This window comes from uncultured Microbulbifer sp. (assembly GCF_947504145.1).
Taxonomy (GTDB): Bacteria; Pseudomonadota; Gammaproteobacteria; order Pseudomonadales; family Cellvibrionaceae; genus Microbulbifer.
In genome coordinates this window covers 658,070-684,449 of the sequence record NZ_CANNGQ010000002.1, presented here as the reverse complement: position 1 = coordinate 684,449, position 26,380 = coordinate 658,070, and the positions used below count along the sequence as shown (strand labels likewise).

Below are 26,380 nucleotides of genomic sequence, written 5' to 3'. Positions count from 1 at the left end.
ATGAACGTTACCGTATTCGGCACTGGCTATGTTGGACTCGTACAAGCCGCCGTATTGGCCGAGGCAGGCCACCGCGTAGCCTGTATCGATATCGATGAAAACAAGATCGAGCGCCTGAAACAGGGCCATATTCCGATCTTTGAGCCGGGGCTGGAGCCGCTGGTAAAGCGTAACAACGAATCCGGTAACCTGACCTTCTCTACCAGCGCCGCCGATGGCGTTGCCCATGGCGAACTGATCTTTATCGCGGTCGGTACGCCGCCGGATGAAGATGGTTCCGCGGATCTGCGCTACGTCCTCACTGTGGCCCGCACCATTGCCGAGCATATGGACGGCAAGAAATACATTATCAACAAATCTACGGTACCGGTGGGCACGGCGGACAAGGTGCGTGAAGAAGTCACCCGCACGCTTCAGGCGCGCAACGCCCTGAATCTGGAGTTCGATGTAATCTCCAACCCCGAGTTTCTGAAAGAAGGCTCTGCAGTGGCGGACTGCATGAAGCCGGACCGCATCATCATCGGCACCTCGGAAAACGCTTCCGAGCAGAAGATGCGCCAGCTGTATGCGCCCTTCAATCGCAACCACGACAAGGTCATCGTGATGGATGTGCGCAGTGCAGAGCTGGCCAAGTACGCGGCCAACTGTATGCTCGCCACCAAGATCAGCTTTATGAATGAGATGGCCGTGATCGCGGATCGCGTGGGTGCGGATATCGAGTCCGTTCGCCAGGGGATAGGTTCCGACCCGCGTATCGGCTACCACTTCATCTATCCGGGTATCGGTTACGGCGGCTCCTGTTTTCCGAAAGATGTACAGGCTCTGAAAACCACTGCCGCGCAGCTGGGGCTGGACCCGAAAGTATTGAATGCCGTGGAGGAGCGCAACCACACTCAGAAGCACTATCTTCTGGACAAGATTGTGGAGCGCTACGGCAAGGATCTATCGGGCAAGACGTTTGCCCTGTGGGGGCTGTCCTTCAAACCCAATACGGACGATATGCGCGAGGCGCCGAGCCGTGTGCTGATGGAAAAGCTGTGGGAAATGGGTGCCAAGGTGCGGGCGTTTGACCCGGAGGCGATGCACGAGTGCGAGCGTATTTACGGCAACCGCGACGAACTGCAATTGTGCGGTACCCGCGACAGCGCCCTGTCCGGTGCCGATGCGCTGGTAATTGCCACCGAGTGGCAGCAATTCAAATCGCTGGATTACAACACGGTGCGCAGTAACCTGACCGACCCCGTAGTGTTCGACGGGCGCAACCTGTATCACCCGCTGGATATGGCCGAAGCCGGTTTTGAATACTATTGTGTGGGGCGTCCGCAGGTGGCCGGCGGCCAGTAACACCTCTTTCCGGACTTCGAATCTGTCCCGGTGGCGGTGCCGCTACCGGGGGCAACCCTCCCCATTGCTTCGCGAAGTCAGCGCAGCAACTGGTACAGATCGTAGTGCTCAAACACGTCCCGAATTTTGCAGTCATTGCCGCCGCGCGAACGCCAGTTCTCCTTGCGCAGTGCCACGTCCTGAGTGCCACCCACAGTAAAGAAGCGGCCGGACCAGTCGCGAGGATCTGGCATGCGGGCACAGGGGGTGCCCTGCTTGAGGCTCATGGCCTTCAGCCAGACATCGTCGGCATTGGGGCAGAGCTTGAGGAATTTTTCCTTGTCGAAGGCGTCCGGGTGCAACGAGCCCGGGAAATAGAGCACACCACCAACACCGGTTGGAAACACCAGCGGGGAGGGGTCGCCGTCGAACTCTTTCCAGCGCCAGTCGGAACCCCAGTCGTCGTAGGATTTGAGCTTGCCCTGCTTGTCCAGCCGCATCAGGTGCGCGCGGTGACAGTGAATCCAGTTCGGGTGGCGCAGCCAGGCGCGGTACAACTGGTCAATCATATCCGGCGGATACACCGTGTCGTCGTCCACGGTGATGATCAGGCTGTCAGGGAATTTATCGAAGGCGTAGTAATATTTGGTGTAGGGGCCAAGATCTTCGATGTAAAACACCTGCAGGCCGCGCTTCTGCTGACGCACCAGACTCTCTGGAAGCTGTCCGTCCGGGAATTGCTCTCTGGACAACCACAGCACGACCGCATCGGGTTTTACCCACTGCTGGAACACACTCTCCACCGCGTAAACCACATTGTGGATACGGCGATCAAACGAGGTCAGGGAAACAACGATATTGTGTTCTTTATCATTGCCGACACCCTTCTCAATACTGGTCAGTGACTGCTGTTGCAGCAACTGCACCCGGAGGATGGATTCCAGTTTACGGTTGTTGACCACGTCGTGCTTGCGCAGACGCTTTTTCATAAAGTAGGAGAACATTTGATAAAACCTGTCCCGCCCTGTGCGGTTGTTCTATGTAATCTGTAACGGCTAGCAAGCATTCTAAGGGATAAACATAGACGCCTCTAGGGACAGGCTCTCAGTGTGCACGCACAAAAAAGGGCGGACACCTTCCGGTGGTCCGCCCCTTCGTTATGGCGATTCGCCAATCAGGCCGATGCTGCTACCTGCTCGCAGGTTTCGTGCACATCGCTGAGCCAGCCCATATGGGCCTGGCTCTTGCCCTGTACCGCATCAAAATACATTTGTTGCAGGCGCTTGGTAATCGGGCCGCGACGGCCGGAACCGATGGTGCGACCATCGAGGATTCGGATCGGCAGTACCTCGGCGGCGGTGCCGGTGAAAAAGGCTTCGTCGGCGATATACACTTCATCGCGGGTGATGCGCTTTTCTACCACTTTATAGCCGCACTCGTCGGCCAGCTGGATCACCGAGGCGCGAGTGATGCCGTCCAGGCAAGAGGTCAGCTCCGGGGTGTAGATGACGCCGTCGCTCACCAGGAAGAAGTTCTCGCCACTGCCTTCGGCCACGTAGCCTTCCGGGTCCAGCAACAGAGCCTCTTCACAGCCATTGCGGATGGCTTCCTGCAACGCCAGCATCGAGTTGATGTAGTTGCCGTTGGCCTTGGCCTTACACATGGAGATATTCACGTGGTGGCGGGTGTAGGACGAGGTGTTGACCTTGATACCCAGTTCGCGGGCTTCCGGGGTCATGTAGCTCGGCCACTCCCAGGCGGCAACGATCACGTGGGTCTGCAGGGAATCGGCGCGCAGGCCCATCCCTTCTGAGCCGTAAAACACCATCGGGCGCAGGTACGCTTCCTTGAGACCATTTTCACGCACGACCAGACGCTGGGCTTCGTTGAGCTGCTCCTCGTCGTAAGGCATGGGCATGTTCATGATCTTGGCGGAGCGGAACAGGCGACGGGTGTGCTCGTTCAGACGGAAGATACTTGTACCGCCATCGGCGGTTTCATAGGCGCGTACGCCTTCGAAAACGCCCATTCCATAGTGGAGGGTGTGGGTGAGTACATGTACCCGGGCATCGCGCCAGGGAACCAGTTCACCGTCAAACCAGATAACGCCGTCTCTATCGGCAAAAGACATGGAAAACTCCTACAAAATTCTATTAACGCCTGTAGGAGCGGCCTGGGGGAGGATGGTCGAGCCCGTTCTGGAGGGAGGATCGAATCAGTTCGCCAGCAGGCTGGCTCCTACAGCACAGAGCCAGGTGAAAAACAGTTTAAGCGGACAGCGGAAGTTGTGGGGCGCAACTCTCCCGACAGGGAAGCTCAACCCAATATCTGCTGCCAAGTTGTTTCAACGGTCTTTCTTTCCGCTTCGAATTGGTCACCGGATACAACCCCCGGCAGCTGTTGTAATGCCAGGCGATGACCTTCTGATCGGTAGGCTTTGTAGGCGTCGATCAAATGCGCGGCTTGGTGGGCCGGCATCAGGCCCGCCTCAGAGAGGCTTTCAAGAATGCGGATATTATCGGTAAACCGCACGATAGAAGGGGCGCGCTGCGCCCAGGCCAATGCGGCATATTGAACCATAAATTCGATATCGACAATACCGCCGCTGCCGTGCTTGAGATCGAATTGTCGATCATTGCTCTTATCGAGGTGTCCGCGCATCTTATTGCGCATCTCCACCACCTCTTTACGCAATTTCTGCTCGTCTCTGCGCTCACATAACAGCTTGGTCCGCAGGGATTCAAACGCCGTTCCGAGGCGTTCGCTGCCGGCAACCGGGCGCGTGCGCACCAGAGCCTGGTGTTCCCAGGTCCAGGCGTTCTCACGCTGGTACTTTTCAAAGGCGGAGAGAGACGTCACCAGCAGTCCGGAATTGCCGGACGGGCGCAGGCGGGTATCCACCTCATAGAGCGGACCGCTCAAGGTTCGGGTCTGCAGGATATGAATCAACCGCTGGGCGAGCCGGGTATAGAAACTCAGGTTGTCGATGGACCGGTCGCCATCGGTGTATTGCTGGGGCTCGGTATCGTGCACAAAGACGATATCGAGATCCGAGCCGTGCCCCAGTTCAAGACCACCCAGTTTGCCGTAGGCGACGATCGAAAAACGCAGATCATCGGTACTGGCACCTTTGGGCATGCCGTGTTTTTCCGTCACCTGCTGCCAGGCCAGCGCGAGGGATTGCTGCAGGATGGCTTCCGCCAGCCATGTCAGGGAGTCGCTCACCTTCATCAATGGCAGTGCGCCGGTGACTTCCTGGGCCGCGATACGCAGGCTCTGCCCCTGTTTGAAATGGCGCAGGGCTTCCATCTGCGCCTCCAGGTCATCCTCATCGACTCGCAGCATATGCTGACGCAGATCGTCGGCGATATCCTCGGCGGTGGACGGTTGCAGCAGGCGCCGCTGGTCGAGCATTTCGTCCAGCAGAATCGGGTGGCGGGCAAGCTGGTCGGCAATCCAGGGAGACGCACTGCACAGGCGCAGCAGCTGTGCCAGCACCGGCGGGTTTTCGTTGATTAACACCAGATACGCACTGCGGCGCAAAATCGAGCGCAGCAGGGGCAGCACCCGCTCCAGCGCCAGTAATGGCTCACTCACCTCAGAGGCCACCGCCAGCAACAGTGGCATGGTCTGATCCAGACGCTGGCGGCCGGCTGCAGGCAGCGCAGCGACAATGCGATCTCCGTGCAGATTGGTTAGCGCTTCCAGCGCCCTGACGGCGGGGGTGAAGCCGGCGTTATGCAGTTGCTCCAGCCAAGTGTCGCGATCGTCGCTGCGCTCACACCCGGCCCACAACATTTCCCAGTTGTCCGATGCGGTGATCTCGCCGCTTTCCTCGGGCGGCGCGATCACTTCGTCAAACTCCCGCTCGATGGCGGCGCGGGCCTGCACCAGTGCCGTTTCCAGCGTTTCCCAGCGGTCATAACCGAGGGCGAACGCCAGCTGTTCGCGGCGCTCCAGTTCCGGAGGCAGGGTCTGGGTCTGGTGATCTTTTTCCGCCTGCAGCCCGTGCTCCACCCGGCGCAACAGCAGGTAGGCTTCGCGCAGCTCATCCGCCGCGCCTTGCGGCAGATGCCCCCCCGCTTCCAGCATCGGCAGAACTTTGAGGATATTGCGCACCCGCAAGTCCGGCTCGCGCCCGCCGCGAATCAGCTGGAACGCCTGGGCGATAAATTCCACCTCGCGGATACCGCCGCGCCCCAGCTTGATATTGTCGATCAGGCCGCGCGCGCGCACCTGACGCTGGATCAGGGTTTTCATCTCCCGCAGTGCTTCGATCACACTGAAATCGATATAGCGGCGATAGGTAAACGGGCGCAGCAGCTCCATCAGTTCTTCCGAGGCCGCGGCCGCACCGTCGCCAGACGCGGCCACCGGGCGCGCCTTGATCATGGCGTAGCGTTCCCACTCGCGCCCCTGGGTCTGGTAGTAATCTTCCAGTGCGGCGTAGTGGCTCACCAGCGGACCGCTGTCGCCATACGGGCGCAGACGCATGTCCATACGGAATACAAAACCGTCTGCGGTAACAGTATCGAGGGATTTGATCAGGCGCTGGCCCAGGCGTTGGAAATAGGCCTGATTCTCCAATGGCTTCTCACCATCGGACTGGCCCGGTTCCGGGTAAGCAAAGATCAGGTCTATATCGGAAGACAGGTTCAGCTCCCGCGCCCCCAGCTTGCCCATCCCCAGCACCACCATCGGCTGGATAGTGCCTTCGCGGCTGCGCGGCTCCCCGTGGCGCTCGACCATTTTTGCGCGGTGCCAGTCGAGGGCGGTCTGGATACAGATCTCGGCCAGTTCGGTAAGCCGTGCACAGGCGGTGGGAATATCCCACTGGCCGGCAAAGTCTCGCCAGATTACTTCGCAGTTTACCCGGTTGCGCAATTCACGCAGGGTGTGTTCGAGCTGTTCCTCGTCCGCCAGGGCATCGAGATCCGGTGCAGCAACCCCAGCATCTTCATGCACCAGCAGCTGCTCTAACCAGCCGGGGTGGCGAGTGCACTGCTGCACAAAAAAGTCCGACCCTATAAAGGCGCGCACCAGCGCCCTGCTGCTTTCTGCATCCAGCAGCGCCTCTACCTTTGATACCTGCGCGGATTCAACAGCATCGCACCAGCTTTTCCAGCGCTGGGAAAATACAGGTTGGTGTTGCGGCGGGCAGTGCTCGCTCAACGGCATCGGGAACTTCTCCTTTGAACAGCGGCAAATCGAGACGGCAATCAGACGTGCAGCAACCTGCCCTCGCCCATCTTGATCACATTGCCACCAATACGGCAGCGCACTTCCTTGCCCGGCTTTTTGTCAAACTCTGCATGCAGCACGCTTTTGCGCGTTTCCATGCTGCCGCGGTCGACAGAAAACGTATGGGTACCCGGAGCGGTTTCCTGTTGCTCGGCGAGGTAGGCCACAAATTCCGGCATCACATTACCGATGGGTGGGAAGACATCTTTAGCCATATTGGGGTTGAGCAGGCGCCCGTGAAACTCGGTACCACCAGTAATGGAACCCGGTGCGAACAAGAAGAGTTCGGAGGTGTAGAGCTCGCCCAGCAGTTCGCTCCAACGCTCGTGATTAAGGCTTGCCGCCAGCACATGTTCGGGGCGGGTAAACGGCACAATCAGCGTTGGGGTATCGACGCTGACCACGAGCGGTTTGTACTTACTGAAGGAAATATGTTTTTCCTCCGTGTTCAGTGCCGCGGCAAGCTGGGCCAACTCGGGGGTATAGCGGTCAATGGTGGGCGACAGAACCCGGGCAAACTGAACAGCCCCCGGCGCGCCGTCGGCATTATCGATAAAACTCTCGATGATTCCGGATTCCTGGCGCAGGATAAACGAGGCAAAGGCACCTTCGTCTTTGGTCAGCCCCATTTCAAACGCGATATGGGCGGCGGCAAGAATGGTGTGGGCTCCGAACTTCTGCGGACCGCGACTATTGAACACGCTTGCGGGCGTCGCACTGTCCGGCTCGATAAACACCGTTTCGCTCTGCTGGAATTCGCTGGCAATGGCCATCTTGGTGGCCGCGTCCATCTTGTTTCCGCTCAGTTTGACCACGGGAATCTGGGTGCCCTGAAAAGGTGCATCCGCAAAGACATCCAGTAATACGTATTCAATCGCCATGCTTTGAATCCTTTTTTTATTGTTTCCATTTATGTCTGTTGGTGACTACTAATGACTATGCGCCACCAGACAAATTTTGCAAGGGCACTAAAACGCAATATCCGGCGGTGGCGCCACCCGCAATACTTCCTGCACGGTGGTGATGCCGGCAGCCACTTTCCTCGCGCCGGATAAACGCAGGCTGTTCATGCCTTCGCGCATGCCCTGTCGACGCACCTGTTGCAGGTCACAGTCGTGCGTGACCAGCGCCTGCACCCCCTCGGTAAATGGCAGAATTTCATAGATGCCCTGGCGGCCGAGGTAGCCGGTGTTGCGGCAGTCAAGGCAACCCTCCGGCTGGTACACCACTTCCGGCTTGGGTGCCTTCCAGGGCTTCACCAGCGCCTGCCAGTCCTCATCGCTCACATCGGCCTTGCGTTTGCAGCTGGGGCACAAGGTACGCACCAGACGCTGGGCCATTACGCCGAGCACGGTGGATTTCAGCAGGTAGTGAGGCAGGCCCAGATCGAGCAGTCGCGTGACAGCGGTCGGGGCATCGTTGGTGTGCAAGGTGGAGATCACCAGGTGGCCGGTGAGTGCCGCCTGTACTGCCATCTGCGCGGTTTCCAGATCGCGAATCTCACCCACCATGATGATGTCCGGGTCCTGACGCATCAGGGTGCGGATACCGGCAGCGAAATCTAGACCGATACTGTGGTGCACCTGGGTCTGGTTAAAGCTGTCTTCTACCATCTCAATGGGGTCTTCGATGGTAGAGACGTTCACTTCCGTGGACGCCAGCTGTTTCAGCGCGGTATAGAGAGTAGTGGTTTTACCGGAGCCAGTGGGGCCGGTGACCAGCACAATGCCGTTTGGGCGACCGAGCATTTTGTGCCAGCGGGCCAGATCGTCGCCGGCCAGACCCAGGTCGGTATATGAGCGCGCCAGTACTTCCGGATCGAAGATCCGCATCACCAGCTTTTCCCCAAATGCCGTCGGCAAAGTCGACAGACGCAGCTCCACCTCGCTGCCATCCGGGCGCTTGGTCTTGATTCGGCCGTCCTGGGGTTTGCGCTTCTCCGCCACGTTCATACGACCGAGGATTTTCAGGCGGCTGGTGATGGCTGCGTTGACCTGATCCGGCAATTCGTGGATCGGGTGCAGCACGCCGTCGATGCGGAAACGGATACGGCCAATGCCCCTTCTGGGCTCGATATGAATATCACTGGCGCGCTGATCGAATGCGTGCTGCAGCAGCCAGTCGACAATATTAACAATGTGCTGGTCGTTGGCTTCCGGGTCCTTGAGATTACCCAGCTCCAGCAGCTGCTCGAAATTGCCGGCCCCGGAACTGCCCTTCAAGCCACTGGCGCCGGAAATAGAATTGGCCAGGGAGTAGAACTCGGTGCCGTAGCGCTTGATGTCCGCCGGATCCGCTACCACCCGCTGAACCGTGCGGCCACTGGTGTGTTCCAGCTGCTCTTCCCAGCCGGAGGTATAAGGCTGCGCGGTGGCCACCAGCAGCATCTCTTTCGAGGCCTCTACGCACAGGATCTGGTGCCGCTTGGCAAACTGAAAGCTCATCACCTCGGTGACTTCAGCGACATTCACCTTCAGTGGATCGATATGGTAGAGGCCGTGGGAGGAGGTATCTGCCAGCCACTGGGTGAGAGTCCCCGCATCCAGGATTTTGCCGGGCTTCTTCTGGTTCTCCAGTTCGCAGCTGGCGATATAGGTCAGCGGGTGCATCTGCGCCTGCTCGGCGCTGCGCGGTGTGCCGATCAACCGGTTGGCATCCATACGGCTGACATACCCCTGGCCTACCAGATCCTCCAGCAAACCCGGCAGGTCGAGAACCCGGTCTGCCCCTCTCGTACCCGTGCTTACAGCCATACCTTGCCACCCGTCTACGCTTAGTGTGAAGGCGCATTGTAGCTCTTATGTCCAGCGGCAACAGTGCGCCGCGTCAACGGAATCGGGGCGAAACCAAACCGTCACTGTGACCTGCGCACAGGTTGGGGTACCATGCCGCCCAATTCGGCCGCGCCTGTGGCTTCCAACCAACTGTCAGGACCGGAAAAAGGAACAGACCATGCCCCTGTCCAATATCGCCAATCTGTTCGGCCGCTCGCCGATCAAGCCGATCAAGGAGCACATGGCGACCGCCCACGAGGCGTCAGCGGATCTGGTGCCCTTCTTTGAAGCCCTTATGAAGGGCGACTACAGCACTGCCACCACCGTCCAGCAACGCATCTCCGCCAGTGAGAACCGCGCCGACGACATCAAAAAAGACCTGCGCCTGCACCTGCCGGACAGCCTGTTTATGCCAGTTTCCCGCACCGACCTGCTGGAACTGCTGCACGTGCAGGACAAGGTAGCCAACAAAGCGCAGGACATCGCCGGCCTCGCCACCGGCCGCCAGATGCAGATCCCCGAATCCATGCACGCCATGATGGCCACCTTCGTGGAAAGTGCCGTGGCCGCCTCTGCCCAGGCGTTGAAAGCGATCAACGAGCTGGACGAGCTGCTGGAATCCGGTTTCTCCGGGCGCGAAGTGGACATCACCCGCCGCATGACCGAAGAGCTGGACGACCTGGAACGCAAATCCGACAAGCTCGAGGTGGAAGTGCGCGCCTCACTGTTCAAATTAGAAAAAGACCTGCCGCCGGTAGACGTGATTTTTCTCTACCGGGTAATCGAGTGGGTCGGCGACCTGGCGGATGAGGCCCACGGCGTGGGCAACCGACTACAGCTGCTACTGGCGCGTTAACGGGGAGAGAGAACGTGGATATCATTGCTCAGTACGGCCATATCTTCCTGATTCTGGCCTGTGTATTCGGATTCTTCATGGCCTGGGGTGTGGGCGCCAACGACGTGGCCAACGCCATGGGCACCTCCGTTGGCTCCCGCGCACTGACCATCAAACAGGCGATCGTGATCGCCATGATCTTCGAGTTCGCCGGCGCCTATTTAGCCGGCGGGGAAGTGACCTCCACCATCCGCAAGGGCATCATCGCCCCGGATCTGTTTAACGACAAACCAGAGCTGCTGGTGTACGGCATGCTCTCGGCCCTGCTGGCCGCGGGCACCTGGCTGATGATCGCCAGCATCCTGGGCTGGCCCGTTTCCACCACCCACTCCATTGTGGGCGCCATCGTCGGCTTCTCCGCCGTGGGCATCTCCGTGGATGCGGTGGCCTGGGGCAAGGTGGCGAGCATCGTCGCCAGCTGGGTAGTATCGCCGGTATTGGCGGGAACGATCTCCTTCCTGTTATTCCGAAGCGTACAAAGGCTGATCCTCAACACCGAAGACCCCTTCACCAACGCCAAGCGGTACATCCCCCTGTACATGTTTGCGGTGGGCTGGATGATCTCCATGGTGACCCTCACCAAGGGACTCAAGCACGTCTTCAAGGATGCCGGTATTACCCTGGCGTTCTGGCAAGATGCGCTGATTGCCGGCGTTGTAGGCCTGATTGTCATGGGCATCGGCATCATGCTGCTCAAGCGCATCAAGCGCGACCCGGCGATCGAGAAAGACAACCGCTTTGCCAATGTAGAGCGGGTCTTCGCCATCCTGATGATCTTTACCGCCTGCGCCATGGCCTTCGCCCACGGCTCCAACGACGTGGCCAACGCCGTCGGCCCGCTGGCCGCTGTGGTCAATACCGTGCAACAGGGTGCGGTTACCGCCAAGGCCGTGATGCCGCCGTGGATCCTGCTGGTGGGTGGTGCCGGTATCGTCGTCGGCCTCGCCACCTACGGTTTCAAGGTGATGGCCACCATCGGCCGCAAAATCACCGAGCTGACCCCGAGCCGCGGTTTCGCCGCCGAACTCGGCGCCGCCTCCACCGTGGTTCTTGCCTCCGGCACCGGCCTGCCCATTTCCACCACCCACACACTTGTGGGCGCGGTACTGGGTGTCGGCCTGGCCCGCGGTATCGGCGCACTCAACCTGCGCATGATCACCACCATCGCCGCCTCCTGGATCGTTACCCTGCCTGCGGGCGCCGGCCTTGCGATCCTGTTCTTCTTCTTCTTCAAGGGCGTCTTTGGTTGGTAACAAGCGGCTGGCAAGCCGATGGTATTCGCCTGGGAATGGAAATTACCGAGCGCACTTGATAAAAAGGGAGAGCAAATTGCTCTCCCTTTTTTGTTTCCGCTGGCAATGTGAGAAGGACACTCCCATGCAACTGCCCATCTATCAGGCTGACGCCTTCACCTCAGAACTCTTCAAAGGCAACCCCGCCGCCTACGTACCACTCACCCGCTGGCTCGACGACACCCTGATGCAACAGATCGCCGCGGAAAACAACCTCGCCGAAACGGCCTTCACCGTGCCCGCAGGACACGGCTTCGAGTTGCGCTGGTTCACACCCGGCGAAGAAGTCCCCCTGTGCGGCCACGCCACCCTCGTTACCGCCCACCTGCTGTGGAGCGAACTGGGATTCATCGACAACGAAATCCATTTCTACACCCGCAGCGGCGAACTGGTGGTACGGCGGGAAGGTGAACTACTGGCACTGGATTTCCCCGCTCAGAATAACCAGCCGGTTGCACTGGCAAGCGAATACACGAATGCGCTGGGTGCCGCACCCGTATCTGCGATGGAAATCGCCGGCTCCGATGACCAGCTGCTGGTGGAACTAGCCTCTGCCGACATCGTTGCCAACCTCGCCCCGGATATGCGCGCCGTTGCCAAGCTCCCATACAAGGGATTGATCTGCACCGCGCCAGGTGATGGATTCGACTGTGACTTCGTCAGCCGCTTCTTCGCGCCCGCCATCGGTGTCGATGAAGACCCGGTAACCGGTTCTGCCCACACTCGACTGGTGCCTTTCTGGGCGGAAAAACTGGATAAAACAACACTCAAGGCAAAACAGATTTCGCCGCGCGGTGGTGAGCTGGATTGTGAACTGAAAGGTGATCGGGTGATTATGCGGGGCAAGGCGGTGACGTATTTGCGGGGGCAGATTAGCTTATAGATATCCGGTGGTACCGGCCGTTTCGCTTTCAGTGGCGGTGCCGCTTCCGGGTATCGCCACATTCAAGCCACCTTCATAAGGCTCAGCAAGCACGAGGAACAATTCGCTCTATTGCCAAAGTGCAAAGCTACCAGTAGTGATAATGCAGCTTCTCGTTTTTCCGTGGCCCATCAATCTGCCAGATCAACTCAATTTCATCCGGGTGCAAAATCAAGTCGGCGGTATAGGTATCCTCGCCACACAAATGCGGAGACTGGTGACGAAACCCATGCTCGGTCAACGGAACGAGGTTGAAAAGCAGCACCGGCTTTTCACGGCGCAAATGCTCCAGCCGCACAAAGTCGATACAGCGTGTCCAGCGATAGGTATTTTGCAGGTCAATTTTGTGACCATCGCCATCGGTAAACTCAGCACGCTCCGCAAACAGAGTATGTGCACCGAAGCTTGTCACCTCCACCTCACCGCGCCCATGCCCGCGCCAGTTGGTTTGCGAGCCCGGGCCATTGCTGGCATTGAAACTGAATGCACGAACTTTTTTTAGCCGCTCAACCAATTGCGCCAGCGCCGCCAAAGCTATGTAATCCGCCAGCGTATTCACCGGACACCACACATTTTCATGATTTTACTGATACTGGTCACCCTCCTGTGGGCCTTCTCCTTCAGTCTGATCGGCGTCTATCTCGCCGGCCAGGTAGATAGCTATTTCTCTGTACTCACCCGGGTACTGCTCGCCACCCTGGCATTTCTGCCCTTCCTCAACTGGCGCACCCCGCCGCGCACGGCACTGACCCTTATGGCCATCGGCGCGGTCCAGCTCGGGCTCATGTACCTTTTTTACTACCAGTCATTTTTACTACTGAGCGTACCGGAAGTCTTGCTGTTCACCATCTTCACCCCGGTGTATATCGCGCTGATCTATGACCTGCTGGCACGGAAATTTTCCCTCTGGAACCTGCTGATTGCCGCCATCGCCGTCATCGGTGCCGCCGTCATTCGCTGGGACAACCTGAGTGATAGCTACTGGCGCGGCTTCTTGGTGGTGCAGGGCGCCAACCTGTGTTTTGCCACAGGGCAAGTAGCCTACAGGCAGTTTATGCAATCTGAGACAAAGCGCGGCAACTCTCTGCCACCGAGGCAAACCTTCGGCTGGTTTTTTATCGGTGCCAGTATCGTGGCAAGTGTTGCCTGGTTGATACTTGGCAAACCGCAGTACCCGACCGGCAGCGTTCAATGGGGCGTACTGGTGTGGCTGGGCGCCATTGCCTCCGGCCTTGGTTATTTCCTGTGGAACAAAGGCGCCACTCAGGTCTCTCCGGGTACCCTGGCGGCCATGAACAACGCGCTGATTCCCGCCGGTTTACTGGTAAACCTGTTAATCTGGAATCGCGATGCAGATTTACCGCGCCTTGCCACCGGCGGCGCCATCATCGTTGCCGCCGTGCTGATCAGCGAATGGCGCAACAAACATAGACGGATTTGATCTCTCGCTAAAAGGACAAAACAATGAGCATCCACACGCTGCCCGATCTGCAGAGCCAGCTGAAACAGTTGGTTGCCAGCCCCAGCGTCAGTGCCACCAACCCAAAACTGGATATGGGTAATCGTGGCGTCATCGACCTTTTGGCCGCCTGGCTGGAAACACTGGGCTTTTCTGTACAGGTAATGCCCATTGAAGAGCAACCCCATAAAGCCAACCTGATCGCCACCCTCGGCCAGGGAGACGGCGGGCTGGTATTCGCCGGGCACACGGATACCGTTCCATACGACGACGACCGCTGGCAATCGGATCCGTTCAAGCTGAGCGAGCGGGACAACCGTTTTTACGGTCTCGGCAGCACGGATATGAAAGGCTTTTTCCCGCTGGCGATTGAGGCCGCAAAAGCTTTTTCTGGAAAAGTCCTGCAACAGCCCCTGATCATTCTCGCCACCGCCGATGAAGAAACCTCCATGTCCGGCGCACGCGCGTTGGTAAAAGCCGGGATGCCCAAAGCCCGCTATGCGGTAATCGGTGAGCCTACGGGGCTCAAACCCATTCGCATGCACAAGGGCATGATGATGGAGCGGCTGCGCATTACCGGCCAGGCAGGGCACTCCTCCAACCCCGCTTACGGCGCGAGTGCGCTTGAGGCGATGCACAGTGCCATGAGCGAGATTTTGAAAATGCGCGGCGAGTGGCAGGAGCGCTATAAAAACCCAGGCTTTGCGGTGCAGGTGCCGACCCTCAATCTTGGCTGTATTCACGGTGGCGATAATCCCAACCGGATTTGCGGCCACACGGAATTGCAGTTCGACCTGCGGCCGCTGCCGGGGATGCCCATGGACGATTTGCGCGGTGAGTTGCACCAACGGCTAAAAAACGTGGTGGGCAGTGAAAAGATTCAGCTGGAAATGGATTCACTGATTGGCGGCGTGGAGGCATTCGAGGAGCCGGCACAATCGGAGCTGGTAAAAGTGGCCGAGAAGCTGACCGGCCACACTGCCGAGAGCGTGGCTTTTGCCACCGAGGCGCCGTTTTTGCAGAAGCTGGGGATGCAGACCATCGTACTCGGCCCCGGGGATATCGATCAGGCGCACCAGCCGGATGAATACCTGGGACTGGAGCGGATTGACCCGATGGTGGAGATCCTTAAAGGCATGATTGGGCGCTTCTGCCTTTAGTCGTATACGCACGACATACTGGCGGTCACCTTACCGGGTGATACCTTCACCGAGGCTCCTGTAGGTCTGACGGCGAATGCGTGCGCACACAACCATCAATGCCGCAGAAAATACGGTATATTGCACCACCAACCCACTTAACTGCTGACAAGAAACGATTGTGAACACCAAAACCACCAACCTCAACTGGTTCCGAAACGCCGCGCCTTATATCAATGATCTGCGCGGGCGAACCTTGGTGGTCGCCATTCCGGGTGAAGGGTTTGAGCACGAGAACTTTCGCAACCTGGTGCACGATCTCGCCCTGCTGATCAGCCTCGGCGTGCGCCTGGTACTGGTGCCTGGTGCGCGTGCGCAGGTGAACCGCGCACTGGAATGCGCCGGCATCCAGAGCCGCTTCCAGGGCAATACCCGCATCACCGATCGCGAGACACTGGAAGTGATCAAGGGCGTGGTGGGCAGGCTGCGTTTTGAAATCGAGGCGGCGTTTTCCCAGGGGCTGCCGGATTCGCCCATGGCCAATTCTTCGCTCAAGGTGCTCTCCGGCAACTTTGTTACCGCGCGGCCGGAAGGGATTATCGACGGAACCGATATGCGCTGGACCGGTCGGGTTCGACGGATGGATACTAAAGCGATCAGCCGCGCCCTGGAAGAGGGTGCGCTGGTGCTGCTGTCGCCGCTCGGCACTTCGTTGACCGGGGAACTGTTCAATCTGAACTATCTGGATTTGGCGGCGGAGGCGGCGAAGAGCCTGAACGCGGAAAAGCTGGTTCTGTTCCGCGACAAACCTCAGCTCGAAGTGGACGGCGAGCCAGTCTACGATCTGAGTATTCACCAGGCAGAGGATGTGGCCGAACAGTTGGACAGTGAAACCCTCAGTTGTGCGATCAGCGCCTGTAATGCTGGCACTCAGCGGGTACATCTGCTGAGCTATGGCGACAACGGCGCCCTGCTGCAGGAGCTGTTCCGCCGGGAAGGCGCCGGCACCATGATTTACCGCGACAGCTACGAGGTGGTGCGGCGCGCACGCATTCAGGATGTGGGCGGCATTCTCGGGCTGATCCGGCCGCTGGAAAAACAGGGTATTCTGGTGCGGCGCTCGCGGGAAAAACTTGAGGCGGAAATTGACCACTTCACCTTGGTGGAAGTGGACGGTACGCCCGTAGCCTGTGCGGCCCTCTATCCGATTCTGGACGATCAGGCGGATATGATTGCGGCAGAGATTGCGTGTGTGGCGATTCACCCGGAGTTTCGTGGTGGCGGCCGCGGGGCCAAACTGCTGCTGCATCTGGAACGGCAGGCAAAGGCTCTGGAGCTGCCGGAAATCTATGTGCTCACCACCCAGACCGAGCATTGGTTCATCGAGCGCGGTTTTGAGCAGGTAGATGTGTCCGAGCTGCCCACCAGCCGCAAATCCCTGTACAACATCCAGCGCAATTCGCGCGTTTTACGCAAACGGCTCAACGGGCAATAGGATTGCGGACAAGTGGGCGCATGACGGACAAGCCTTGCGCCCACAGCCAGCTGCGCCGCAAACCGCGCAAATTTTCTCCCGTTTTGCTAACCTGTCGGGCTCGCGGGCGCTCCGTTGTTGTCTACACCGGTCAACGCCGATGTAGTGCCCTCGCCTGCTTCCCAGGCCAATCCATTTTTGTAAACCACGTTTAAGAACCGCTATGCCTCAGTACCGTTCACGCACTTCCACCGCTGGCCGCAACATGGCCGGCGCCCGCGCCCTGTGGCGCGCCACCGGCATGAAGGATGACGATTTCCACAAGCCGATTATCGCCGTGGCCAATTCTTTTACCCAGTTCGTGCCCGGGCACGTGCACCTGAAAGACATGGGTCAGCTGGTCGCGCGGGAAATCGAGAAAGCCGGTGGTGTGGCCAAAGAGTTCAACACCATCGCTGTGGATGACGGTATCGCCATGGGCCACGACGGCATGCTCTACAGCCTGCCCAGCCGCGAGATCATCGCCGACTCAGTGGAATACATGGTAAATGCCCACTGCGCTGACGCGCTGGTGTGCATTTCCAACTGCGACAAGATTACCCCGGGAATGCTGATGGCCGCCCTGCGCCTGAATATTCCGGTGATTTTCGTCTCCGGCGGCCCCATGGAAGCGGGCAAGACCAAGCTCGCCGAGCACAAGCTCGACCTGGTCGACGCCATGGTGATCGCCGCGACCGACGACGCCAGCGATGAAATGGTGGCCGAATACGAACGCTCCGCCTGCCCAACCTGCGGCTCCTGCTCCGGTATGTTCACCGCCAATTCCATGAACTGTCTGACCGAGGCACTAGGCCTGTCCCTGCCGGGCAATGGCACCATGCTGGCCACCCACGCAGACCGCGAACAGCTGTTCCTGCGCGCCGGCCGCGAGATCGTCGCCTTGGCCAAGCGCCATTACGAAGAGGATGACTATTCCGCCCTGCCTCGCAGCATCGCCAACCGTGCCGCGTTCAGCAATGCCATGGCGCTGGATATCGCCATGGGCGGATCCACCAACACCATTCTGCACCTGCTGGCGGCGGCGCTAGAGGGTGAGGTCGACTTTACTCTGGCGGATATCGACCGCCTGTCGCGCAAGATCCCGCAGCTGTGCAAGGTGGCGCCCAATACCCAGAAATACCATATTGAAGACGTACACCGCGCCGGTGGCGTGATGGCCATTCTCGGTGAACTGGAAGCCGGTGGCCTGCTGGATGCCAGCCTGCCCACGGTGTACAGCAACTCCTTCAAGGAAGCCCTGGAGCAGTGGGATATCCGTCGCACCGACGACCCTGCAGTACACAAATTTTTCCGCGCAGGCCCTGCGGGCATCCCCACACAAACCGCATTCAGCCAGGACTGCCGCTGGAACAATCTGGATGGCGACCGCGAGCAGGGCTGTATCCGCTCGGTGGAGCACGCCTACTCATCCGAGGGCGGACTTGCGGTGCTGTTTGGCAACCTCGCCCCAGACGGCTGCGTGGTCAAGACCTCCGGGGTAGAAGAAGAGCTGTGGAAGTTCGAGGGCCCGGCGCATATTGTCGAGAGCCAGGAAGATGCGGTGGCGCATATTCTTGAAGGCAAGGTTAAGGAAGGTGACGCGGTCATCGTCCGCTACGAAGGCCCCAAAGGTGGTCCGGGGATGCAGGAAATGCTCTACCCCACCAGCTACCTGAAATCCAAAGGGCTGGGGAAATACTGCGCACTGATTACCGACGGCCGCTTCTCCGGCGGTACTTCTGGCCTGTCTATCGGGCACGTTTCCCCGGAAGCGGCGGGAGGCGGCAACATCGCTCTCGTGCAGGATGGCGACCCGATACGTATCGATATCCCCAACCGCCTGATCGAGGTGGCTATTCCAGAAGAGGAGTTGCAGCGTCGCCGTGCGGCCATGGACGCGAAAGGTGCTGAGGGCTGGAAGCCGGCCAAGGTACGCCCGCGCAAAGTCAGTCGTGCACTCAAGGCGTATGCACTTCTTGCCACCAGCGCCGATAAAGGTGCCATCCGAGAGATCGACTGAAGCTAGCACTGAAACACGCCAGAATAAAAATAGCGGGCATTGCCCGCTATTTTTTTACACTCCTTTTATTCGGCCATCTTGAAAGTAATCCGGTTGCGCACGCCGTGCTTCTCGACCGGCTTCCCTTCGACCACAGTCGGGCGATACTTAAAGCGCTCAACCGCATTCAGGGCGGACTGGTTAAACACTTCCGTTGGCGCGCCACTGAAGTCGTAGCCACCGACAACTCTCGGATCTTTCACACTACCGTTTTTACTGATGGTGAACTCAACCACGACGTACCCCTCCAGCCCTTTCGCCAGTGCCCGCCGCGGATACCGCGGGGCCGGTTTGTAGATGGGCAGAGGGCCTGAACTCACAATCGTCGCATCGACCTTTTGCCCCGCCACCACCGGCGCGCCGATAGTGACAGGAACCACCCCCGGTTCAATCGTGCGCTCGACCGGCATTGGCTCCATCAACGGAGGTACATCCTGAGGCTTCTCGATCGGCTCCGCTTTGTGCACGGTGGGCTTTACATCCGGCATATGGATAGCTGCCACTTGTGGCGGCAGTACCTCTGGAGGAGCCCGGTAGTCCGTGGCGATAAGCTGGGTCATTCCCAGCAGCAACAGCCCCGTTACCCCCAGGGCCAGAGCGCCATTGCGCACCAGGGTTGTGGCTTTCGTGGATAGAGCAAATAGAGGATTGGAATTGAGCGGATAAGCCTGTTCCATATACACCTCTCCTTTTTATTTTAAGGTGTTGATTGGTCGCGCCGAGATACCTGTAGCGGCGCGGTGGAAAAAGCTGATCAGCTACTTTCAGTATTTAGTTGATTCTCACGAAACTGCAAATAATTCGCATTAATTGATCAGTATTGCGCCAGAGTTGCGGAATTTTGGCCAAAAAAAAAGCCGCACAATGTGCGGCTTTTCCGGTTCGCATGAAGCGACTGGCTTGCATGTAAAACTTACATGGCGAGCTGCTTCTCACGCTCCTGCTCTGCTTTGACGAAAGTAATCCACTGCTTGGCAAACTTCTCTGAACGTTTGTCATCCAGCGCTTTCTCAAAGTACTTCAAAGAGCTGTCGTACTTCTTCAGGTTGGCATTGGCCATACCGAGAACGATATAGAGCTGATCCGGGCGTTTGATATCGCCTTTTTTCAGCGCCTTGGCACCCATGTCGACGGCCTTCTCGTTGTTGTCCAGATCGAGGTAGATACCGGACAGACGGGAGTAGAGATCGCCCTTGTCAGACATGCTGGCAGCAGCTTCCAACTCGGGAATAGACTTCTGCAGCTCCTGAGCCATCTGGTAGGCCTGCGCCAGAGTTTCCAGATTTTTTGAGGTGCGCTTGATCTTCTTCTCGTCGATGCCCTTGTCGATGACCTTGGCACCTTTGTACGGCATCTCAGCACCCATGAAGAGATAAGCCATGTTCAACAGCTCTTTCTCTTTCTGAAGGGCACCGGCGATGTAGGCAGCTTCCATCATGTGAAGCATATCGTCTTCACGCTTCAGCTCACCGTACATACCCGCCAACTGCTTGTAGTACTCACCTTTCGGGTAGTGCTTCACCAGCTTCTCGAGCACCTTGGCTACATTTTTGTAGTCATTCTGCTCATAGTAGAAGTAGCGTTGCAGCTGGAACCAGTTTTCCTTCGGCGTTTTGCCTTCTTTCTCGTACATGCTGATAGCAGTAGAGATATCGGCCATCGCCATTTTCGCATTGCCTACCTGGTGGTATGCCTGGGCACGCAGAGCGTAGGAATCCGCACTGATGTTATCCGCTACGGCAAACCATTTGTTCAGGTAGCTCAGTGCCTGCTTGTAGTCTTCCTGCACGAAGTACAACTGGGCCACGGTCAGCAGAGTACCCACTTCCAGTGCTACCGGCAGGTTCTGTTCACCCTGCTGCAGTACTTTTTTGTAGTAGGTAATCGCCTGCGGATACCGCTCCATGCTGTAGTAAACAAAGCCATAGAAGTAGTACATCTGGGCGGTTTCATAACCGTTGTACTTGTCCTTCCCGGCTTCCATTTCTTTCAGCGCAGCCAGCGCGGCCGGCCAGTTCTGGGCATCGGCAGCTTCCTGCACTTTGCCCAGCTTCTTGAACACGTTTTCACGCATGGCCGGTACTTTGCGGGTCTGCTGCTCGCCCTGGGCCTCGGCCTGGGCGAAAGAAGCAGACACGCCAACAGCTTCCAGTACGGTAACGCTTACTGCTGGTGCAAGTACCAGGGGCAGCGCTACGGACGTGCGCAGGACGAATTTGGACAGGCCTTTCGTCACGGTCGTCATATTCATATGCGTCCCCTATTTATTGCGCCATGTTGAAGCTGATCTTGGTTTTTACACCAGGCACTTCAATCGGCTCACCATCAACAACCCGCGGCTTGTACTTGTACTTCAGCGCAGACTTCACCGCAGCGCGGTTGAAGATTGTGGTCGGGTTGCCATCTTTTGTGAAAGCTTCCACCACACGCGGGTCACGTACAGAACCGTTCTTGGTCACCGTATATTCCACAACTACCCAGCCTTCGATGCCACGCTGCAGTGCGCGACGCGGATACTGGGGCTGCACCTTCACAATCGGTAGGTAATCGCCTTCAGAGGCGAAACCACCAATTCCGCCGACTTGAATGCCAGCGCTTGCAGCGGGTGCAGACATGTTCAGAGCATTGTCTATATCCGGCTGGTCAAACTCTGGCTCCGGCATATCGGGCGGCGGCTGTTCAGGTTCGTCGGGTTTATCCGGTTTGCTGGTATCGTATTTTGTTTCGATCTTCGTCTCCGGCATCACGACGTCGGCAACCTTGATCGGATCCTCCTCTTCCGGAGCACCGAGGTTGGCCTCGATCAGCGCATGCATGGTGAAGATCAGGGCAAAAGTGGTGGCTACCGCCAGCGCACCCGCCCCTACTAGTCTTACCGGGTTCATAGCTGTTAACTCTTCTCTGTAGCGACCGACACTTTCTCGATTCCGATCTTCCTGGCCGCGTCTGCGATCAGGGCAACCTTCTCGATACTCGCCTTTTTATCGGGCTGAATGACCAACCACCCTTTCGGGTTTTCTGCGTAGAGACGTTCCAGGGTGTTTTTCACCAGGCGATCGTCTACGTGCTGTTTGGCAATCCAGATTTCGTTGTTGTCGTTAATCGCTACCAGAATAGAGGCGGCTTTGAGATCAGCGGTTGTCGCTTCCGGCTTCAGAACGTCGATACCCGGTTCCTTGATAAAGGTCGCGGTGACAATAAAGAAGATCAGCATGATGAACACCACGTCCAGCATGGGCGTGAGGTCAATCGCTTGGCCTTCTTCTTCTGCCGTAGTCTTTTTTCTGCTCATTGCAACTCTCTCTAGCGAAATGCTAATAGCGAGATTTGGCCCTGTGGAGCCTCCATTGCACTCAGTACAAATGGAAGCTCCCTTACTGGCTAAACCTTCTCCGCTACCGGCGTACCCTTTCGGCCACGTCAGCAACGCTATTGTGGTGCCTTAGTGATCCATCGTCAGATGGTCTTCCAGCAGCTGGGTTTCACGCTCGGCAGTCCGGGTGATGTAGGTATTGGCAAATACACCAGACAGTGCGGTCACCATACCCGCCATTGTCGGGATGGTGGCCATGGATACACCACTGGCCATTTGCTTAGCATCACCACCGCCGGTAATCGCGAGAACTTCGAACACGTTGATCATGCCCCAGACGGTACCCAACAGGCCAAATAACGGCGCGAGGGCAACACAGGTCTGGATCATGTCCATATTGCTCTGAATCTTCTCGGATACCCGGGAAACCAGTGCGTAGCGGATCTGGTGGGCACCCCAGGATTTGCGCTCAGGGCGCGCTTCCCAGCTGTCCACTGCACCCTGAACATCACGCTTCAGGCTGCCATTGAAGTAAAAGACCCGCTCGAAAATCAGCGTCCACATGAAGAAGGTCAGGCCGGCGATCAGAAGTAGTACTGGCCCGCCCGACGCCATAAAGGCGACAACGGCGGCCCATGCGTCATTTAATGCGTGCATGTTGCCGCCTCCTCTTATTTACGCTCAGCGTTTTCTGCAACGATACCGGCGCTCTGTTCGTCCAGGATGTGCAGGATGCGTTTGGCGCGGCCGTTCACGATGGTGTGCAGCAGCACAGTCGGGATAGCCACACACAGACCCAGTACGGTCGTTACCAGTGCAGAGGAGATACCGCCGGCCATTGCCTTGGGATCGCCTGCGCCGAAGATAGTGATCGCCTGGAAGGTGATGATCATACCGGTCACGGTACCCAGCAGACCCAGCAGCGGGGCAACCATGGCAATGATCTTCAGCAGGTTCAGACCGGATTCGATGGCCGGACGCTCTTTCAGCACCGCTTCTTCCATCTTCAGTTCCAGAGTCTCACCGTCTACACCTTTGTTCTCTTCGGCCACTGCCAGAACACGACCCAGCGGGTTGTTGGTGTTCGGAGTGGAAGAACGCAGCTGAGAGTTCACTTTGGCATTCACACCAGACAGCACGATCAGACGCCAGATGGCCAGCAGCACCGCAACCACACCAACGGCGGTAATGATGTAACCAACGATCTTGCCCTGATGCCAGCGCTCAACAATGCTCGGGCTCGCGATCATTGCTTTCAGGTAGGAACCACCGGTAGGACCAGTAGGATCGATACCGAAGGCGCTGAAGCCACTGGTAGCACTTTGCAGGTCAGAAGCCATGCTCAGATACTTGCCGCTGGGCTGACGGATCAGCTCGGCCAGTTTCTGGCTGTCGTTCATTTCCAGGTACTTGCCATTGGAAACAACGTTGAAGTTACCAACACGTACCACTTCCTGCTCGGCCTGTTCGCCGTCGGGCAGGATTACGGTGCTGTTGAACTTCACAACCTTGCCGGATTCTACGGTTTCACGCTGAAGCTCGTACCACAGGCGTTCGATTTCCTGAATGGTCGGCAGCTTGGTAGCAGAGTTCATTTTCTCGATCAGCTGATCAAGGAACTCGGCACGGCCCGGGTATTGGGCAGAAACCAGAGAGGTTTGCAGGTTGGCGCGCAGGTCGCCAGCGGTGGAAGTCAGGTGACCGAACAGCTCTTTCAGAGAGCCGAGGCGCTCGTCCAGCTGCTGACGTTTCTGTTGTACCAGCAGTTCCTGTTCTTCGTACTTCTTCTCCAGCGCCGCAGAGCGGGCTTCTTCGGAGGTACGGGTATTTTCCGCCTGGCTCAGCAGAGAAGCCTGGTTAGCCTTCTGGCGACGGAAGTCAGCTTCGCGCTTTTTGTGCTCGGCGGACTCGGAGATTTTGGAGCTCTGAACCATCTTCAGCAGCTGGTCCAGGGAAGATGCTTTGTCCTGGGCTACAGCAGAAACACTGATCAGGCCAGCGGCCGCAACGGCTAGGACGCGTTTGGCGATAGAGGTTTTCATTGCGCAGCCTCCGGAGCCGGAATCGGCATAGTCATGATATCGGTAGTGGCCTGTTTCTTAGCGATTTTCAGGCCCTGCATGATGGCGCGACGGTATTCGCCAGCGTCCACTTCAACCCAGGCTTTCTGCGCTTTGTCATAGGCGAGGGAGATTTTGGAGTCGGTGGTCTGAGCTACCAGAGCGATACGACCGATCTGCAGTACGTTCACTTCGCGATCCTGACCACCCACGTTCAGGGTGTCGCCGTAGCTGTCGATCTTACGCGCGTATTCCGCTTCGAAGTTGTACAGCTCCAGCACCTGACGGAATTTCTCCGCTACAGTGATATCGGAACGGTCCATATTGTTTTTAACACCTTCGAGGTTGGACTTACGCTCGGCCAACTTGAAGGGGGCGTCCAGTTCGATGAACTGCTCCAGACCATCCAGCATACGCAGGATCAGCGGCTGGATCTGACGCTCGATCACGGTTACCTGATCGATGGACTCGTCGAGATCCTTGATCACGGACAGCTGGTTAGCCAGCTGCTTCTCGAGCTGGCGGTTATATACGCGCAGCCCGTCGATTTCTTTGTTCACAACCTTGAACTGCTGCAGCAGGTCAGAGGTTTCCTGAGCGATCGTGTCGATGCGCTTTTGAGATGCGGTGGCCGCAGCAGTTTTCTGCTCGCCGACCTTGAGGACGGTATTGATAGTGTCCGCAGTGGCTACGCTACCGTACAGTGCGCCGGCAGACAGCGCAGTGGTCAGCGCCACAGCCATGAATCGCTTGGTTTTCATTAGACCCCCCAGTGGGTTCAATATTTCACAACATGGTCGCGATGGATTAGCTGCCACAACGCGGTAGTTTTTGGTTTGAAGACAGCTAAGAGCCGCACATTGTAAACAGCCGATTTGATTATTCAAATGCGGATTGACTGCACCGCCTCAGCTGTGTAGCTGGGTAACACCTGGGTAACACCCTCGGGTTTCATGCACACATATGCGGCGGGCTACTTTGTGCAACATTTAATCAAAACTACTCGATAGAGTACTTTTTAGTCAAACTGTTTTTTATTTAAACCTGTCGTACTGAACTAAGCAGTAGTTGTACTCGTCGTTATCAGAGGCTTGGTAACAGTCCCTGCTGACCTCCTGCCAGGATGCGTCCAGCGACGGGAAAAAAGCATCCCCCTCCACCTCCGCATCCACTTCGGTGACGTACAAACGCCCCGCCAGCGGCATGGCCTGCCGGTATATCTCTGCACCCCCGATCACCATCACCTCATCGGCGCCGTCACGCCCGGCGTCGCGGCTGGCGGCATCCAGAGCCGACGCCAACGAAGATACAACGGTTACCCCGTCGGCACCCCATTGCGGATTACGGGTGATCACGATATTCGGCCGCCCAGGCAAAGGACGGCCGATGGATTCGAAGGTCTTTCGCCCCATGACGATTGGTTTTCCCATCGTCGTGCGCTTGAAGAACTGCAGGTCCCCGGAGATGCGCCAGGGCAGGGTATTTTCCCGGCCGATGGCGCGGTTGCGGGCCATGGCCACGATCATCGCCAGCGTTGGCGAGGCCGCCGCCATTACACCGCCACCGGGGCAGGGATATGCGGATAGGCTTCGTAGCCCTTCAGCTCGAAGTCTTCAAAGCGGAAGTCAAACAGGTCTTTGACCTCGGGGTTGAGCAACATCTGCGGCAGTGGCAGCGGCTCCCGGGAAAGCTGCTCCTCCACCTGCTGCATATGATTGGAGTACAGGTGGGCATCGCCAAAGGTGTGCACGAAGTCCCCGGGCTCCAGGTCACACACCTGCGCCAGCATCAGGGTCAGCAGGCTGTAAGAGGCGATATTGAAGGGAACCCCCAGAAAGATATCCGCACTGCGCTGGTACAACTGACAGCTGAGCTTGCCGTCGGCGACATAGAACTGGAACAGGGCGTGACAGGGAGCCAGCGCCATTTTACCGGCACTGGCATTGTCGCTCGGGGAGACGCCTTCGTCCGGCAGATCCGACGGATTCCAGGCACTGACGATCAGACGACGGGAATCCGGACGGGTTTTGAGCTGTTGCACCAGATCGCTGATCTGATCAATGTGGCGGCCATCGGCGGTGGGCCAGGAACGCCACTGATAGCCGTAGACCGGCCCCAGGTCACCGTCTGCGGTTGCCCACTCGTCCCATATACGCACCCCGTTTTCTTTCAGGTAAGCAATATTGGTATCGCCCTTCAGGAACCACAGCAGCTCGTGAATGATGGAGCGCAGGTGGCACTTCTTGGTGGTGATCAACGGGAAGCCCTGCGCCAGGTCAAAGCGCATCTGGTAGCCGAAAACACTGCGGGTGCCGGTGCCAGTGCGGTCGCTCTTGTCGGTGCCGTTATCGCGCACGTGGCGCATCAGGTCCAGGTATTGTTTCATTTAT

23 protein-coding genes are annotated in these 26,380 nt (G+C 57.9%); 8 read left to right on the top strand and 15 right to left on the bottom strand.

All coding sequences use genetic code 11. The features are described 5' to 3' along the window. Window positions 1–1,344: a UDP-glucose/GDP-mannose dehydrogenase family protein gene (locus Q1A74_RS09470; RefSeq protein ID WP_299595073.1), complete on the top strand. Its 1,344-nt coding sequence runs from the start codon at window positions 1–3 to the stop codon at window positions 1,342–1,344. Between the two features lie 77 nt (window positions 1,345–1,421). Here Q1A74_RS09470 and Q1A74_RS09465 read toward each other — a convergent pair whose 3' ends face one another. The 5 genes from Q1A74_RS09465 to Q1A74_RS09445 all read right to left on the bottom strand — a co-directional run bounded on the left by Q1A74_RS09465 (window position 1,422) and on the right by Q1A74_RS09445 (window position 9,317). Further along, entirely contained in the window at window positions 1,422–2,327 is a 906-nt protein-coding gene (locus tag Q1A74_RS09465) for a hypothetical protein (RefSeq protein ID WP_299595071.1), read from the bottom strand. 170 nt (window positions 2,328–2,497) lie between these two features. Next, entirely contained in the window at window positions 2,498–3,454 is a 957-nt protein-coding gene (locus tag Q1A74_RS09460; RefSeq protein WP_299595069.1) for a branched-chain amino acid transaminase, read from the bottom strand. Window positions 3,455–3,639: 185 nt separating this feature from the next. Then, window positions 3,640–6,501, bottom strand: a complete 2,862-nt coding sequence (glnE, locus tag Q1A74_RS09455; protein WP_299595067.1) for a bifunctional [glutamate--ammonia ligase]-adenylyl-L-tyrosine phosphorylase/[glutamate--ammonia-ligase] adenylyltransferase — start codon at window positions 6,499–6,501, stop codon at window positions 3,640–3,642. A gap of 41 nt (window positions 6,502–6,542) precedes the next feature. Then, a complete protein-coding gene (locus tag Q1A74_RS09450) occupies window positions 6,543–7,445 on the bottom strand; it encodes a PhzF family phenazine biosynthesis protein (RefSeq protein ID WP_299595065.1) in 903 nt (300 codons plus the stop codon). 87 nt (window positions 7,446–7,532) lie between these two features. Then, window positions 7,533–9,317, bottom strand: a complete 1,785-nt coding sequence (locus tag Q1A74_RS09445; RefSeq protein WP_299595062.1) for a GspE/PulE family protein — start codon at window positions 9,315–9,317, stop codon at window positions 7,533–7,535. Between the two features lie 199 nt (window positions 9,318–9,516). Here Q1A74_RS09445 and Q1A74_RS09440 point away from each other — a divergent pair, with 199 nt between their 5' ends. The 3 genes from Q1A74_RS09440 (at window position 9,517) to Q1A74_RS09430 (ending at window position 12,408) form a co-directional block, all read left to right on the top strand. Next, window positions 9,517–10,194: a TIGR00153 family protein gene (locus tag Q1A74_RS09440; protein WP_299595060.1), complete on the top strand. Its 678-nt coding sequence runs from the start codon at window positions 9,517–9,519 to the stop codon at window positions 10,192–10,194. A 14-nt stretch (window positions 10,195–10,208) separates the two neighbouring features. After that, window positions 10,209–11,486 (top strand): inorganic phosphate transporter, encoded by a 1,278-nt coding sequence (locus Q1A74_RS09435; protein WP_299595058.1) that lies wholly within the window; start codon window positions 10,209–10,211, stop codon window positions 11,484–11,486. 124 nt (window positions 11,487–11,610) lie between these two features. Beyond that, on the top strand, window positions 11,611–12,408 hold the full coding sequence (locus Q1A74_RS09430) for a PhzF family phenazine biosynthesis protein (RefSeq protein WP_299595056.1): 798 nt from the start codon (window positions 11,611–11,613) through the stop codon (window positions 12,406–12,408). A gap of 127 nt (window positions 12,409–12,535) precedes the next feature. Here Q1A74_RS09430 and Q1A74_RS09425 read toward each other — a convergent pair whose 3' ends face one another. Beyond that, on the bottom strand, window positions 12,536–13,006 hold the full coding sequence (locus Q1A74_RS09425; RefSeq protein ID WP_299595054.1) for a DUF6314 family protein: 471 nt from the start codon (window positions 13,004–13,006) through the stop codon (window positions 12,536–12,538). Window positions 13,007–13,024: 18 nt separating this feature from the next. Here Q1A74_RS09425 and Q1A74_RS09420 point away from each other — a divergent pair, with 18 nt between their 5' ends. The 4 genes from Q1A74_RS09420 to ilvD all read left to right on the top strand — a co-directional run bounded on the left by Q1A74_RS09420 (window position 13,025) and on the right by ilvD (window position 18,578). Further along, window positions 13,025–13,888: a carboxylate/amino acid/amine transporter gene (locus tag Q1A74_RS09420; protein ID WP_299595052.1), complete on the top strand. Its 864-nt coding sequence runs from the start codon at window positions 13,025–13,027 to the stop codon at window positions 13,886–13,888. Window positions 13,889–13,911: 23 nt separating this feature from the next. Then, window positions 13,912–15,066, top strand: coding sequence for an acetylornithine deacetylase (gene argE / locus Q1A74_RS09415; protein WP_299595050.1), 1,155 nt, complete (start codon window positions 13,912–13,914; stop codon window positions 15,064–15,066). A 160-nt stretch (window positions 15,067–15,226) separates the two neighbouring features. Beyond that, a complete protein-coding gene (argA, locus tag Q1A74_RS09410) occupies window positions 15,227–16,540 on the top strand; it encodes an amino-acid N-acetyltransferase (protein ID WP_299595048.1) in 1,314 nt (437 codons plus the stop codon). A 202-nt stretch (window positions 16,541–16,742) separates the two neighbouring features. Next, window positions 16,743–18,578: a dihydroxy-acid dehydratase gene (gene ilvD, locus Q1A74_RS09405; protein WP_299595046.1), complete on the top strand. Its 1,836-nt coding sequence runs from the start codon at window positions 16,743–16,745 to the stop codon at window positions 18,576–18,578. A gap of 65 nt (window positions 18,579–18,643) precedes the next feature. On the opposite strand, the gene Q1A74_RS09400 is transcribed toward ilvD, so the two are convergent. From Q1A74_RS09400 to Q1A74_RS09360, 9 genes are all read right to left on the bottom strand, one after another. Further along, window positions 18,644–19,294, bottom strand: coding sequence for an energy transducer TonB (locus Q1A74_RS09400; RefSeq protein ID WP_299595044.1), 651 nt, complete (start codon window positions 19,292–19,294; stop codon window positions 18,644–18,646). Window positions 19,295–19,530: 236 nt separating this feature from the next. After that, window positions 19,531–20,868: a lipopolysaccharide assembly protein LapB gene (locus Q1A74_RS09395; RefSeq protein ID WP_299595042.1), complete on the bottom strand. Its 1,338-nt coding sequence runs from the start codon at window positions 20,866–20,868 to the stop codon at window positions 19,531–19,533. Between the two features lie 13 nt (window positions 20,869–20,881). Beyond that, a complete protein-coding gene (locus Q1A74_RS09390; RefSeq protein WP_299595040.1) occupies window positions 20,882–21,502 on the bottom strand; it encodes an energy transducer TonB in 621 nt (206 codons plus the stop codon). A gap of 5 nt (window positions 21,503–21,507) precedes the next feature. Continuing rightward, a complete protein-coding gene (locus Q1A74_RS09385; RefSeq protein WP_299595038.1) occupies window positions 21,508–21,909 on the bottom strand; it encodes a biopolymer transporter ExbD in 402 nt (133 codons plus the stop codon). A gap of 150 nt (window positions 21,910–22,059) precedes the next feature. Further along, on the bottom strand, window positions 22,060–22,587 hold the full coding sequence (locus tag Q1A74_RS09380) for a MotA/TolQ/ExbB proton channel family protein (RefSeq protein ID WP_299595036.1): 528 nt from the start codon (window positions 22,585–22,587) through the stop codon (window positions 22,060–22,062). A 14-nt stretch (window positions 22,588–22,601) separates the two neighbouring features. Then, the gene (locus Q1A74_RS09375; protein WP_299595034.1) at window positions 22,602–23,972 is read right to left on the bottom strand and encodes a MotA/TolQ/ExbB proton channel family protein; all 1,371 of its coding nucleotides are present in this window, start codon (window positions 23,970–23,972) and stop codon (window positions 22,602–22,604) included. Further along, window positions 23,969–24,751, bottom strand: a complete 783-nt coding sequence (locus Q1A74_RS09370) for a DUF3450 domain-containing protein (RefSeq protein ID WP_299595032.1) — start codon at window positions 24,749–24,751, stop codon at window positions 23,969–23,971. The genes Q1A74_RS09375 and Q1A74_RS09370 overlap by 4 nt, the downstream gene beginning before the upstream one ends. Window positions 24,752–25,024: 273 nt before the next feature. Beyond that, entirely contained in the window at window positions 25,025–25,543 is a 519-nt protein-coding gene (locus tag Q1A74_RS09365; RefSeq protein WP_299595030.1) for a dihydrofolate reductase, read from the bottom strand. Continuing rightward, window positions 25,543–26,376 carry a thymidylate synthase gene (locus Q1A74_RS09360; RefSeq protein ID WP_299595028.1) on the bottom strand — a complete coding sequence of 278 codons (834 nt, stop codon included), beginning with the start codon at window positions 26,374–26,376 and terminating at the stop codon, window positions 25,543–25,545. The genes Q1A74_RS09365 and Q1A74_RS09360 overlap by 1 nt, the downstream gene beginning before the upstream one ends. Window positions 26,377–26,380: the final 4 nt, after the last annotated feature.